The sequence below is a fragment of the Streptomyces sp. SID13726 genome (assembly GCF_010548375.1).
Taxonomy (GTDB): Bacteria; Actinomycetota; Actinomycetes; order Streptomycetales; family Streptomycetaceae; genus Streptomyces.
This window is the reverse complement of the sequence record NZ_JAAGLY010000174.1, coordinates 1-595: the sequence shown is the minus strand read 5'-3', so window position 1 is coordinate 595 and position 595 is coordinate 1. Positions and strand designations below refer to the sequence as shown.

1 protein-coding gene is annotated in these 595 nt (G+C 69.2%); it reads left to right on the top strand.

The features are described 5' to 3' along the window. On the top strand, window positions 1-589 hold a 589-nt coding region (locus G3I78_RS47010), incomplete at its 5' end, for a SigE family RNA polymerase sigma factor (RefSeq protein WP_343244025.1). Window positions 590-595 lie beyond the last annotated feature (6 nt).

The following is a 595-nucleotide window of genomic DNA, read 5'->3' as shown; positions in this document are numbered from 1 at the left end:
GACGACAGGGGGGTTCGTGGCGCCGATCGGTGACAGCGACGAGTTCGTGCTTCCTGTCCAGTCCGGCGCCAGGACGCAGCGCGACATCGAGTTCACAGCGTTCATGGTCGACGCGGAGCCGACACTCTCCCGGACGGCCTGGTTGCTGTGTGGAGACGTGCACCGCGCGGAGGAGCTGGTGCAGCACGCGTTGGTGCGCACGTACGTGGCATGGCCCCGGGCGCGCGAAGGGGATCCGCTGGCCTACGCGAGACGGGTGCTCGCGAATGCGCGCATCGACAACTGGCGCAGGCACCGGAGAGAACACCTCACGGAACCGCACGAGCTGCCTCCCGGCGAGCACGCGTCGGCAGAGCGTGGACACGCCGAGCGTGACGCCCTCGTCCGAGCGCTGGTGCAGTTGAGTCCGCAGCGTCGACGCGTTCTGGTGCTGCGCTATCTGCTCGACCTGCCCGAGCGGCAGGTCGCCGACGAGCTGGGACTGAGCCTCGGCGCGGTGAAGTCGGCGGCATCGCGGGGCCTTGCGCACCTGCGCCAGATCCTCGGAGACGAGACGACCGCGACCGAGACCCTGAAGGAGGAGCGATGAACGACG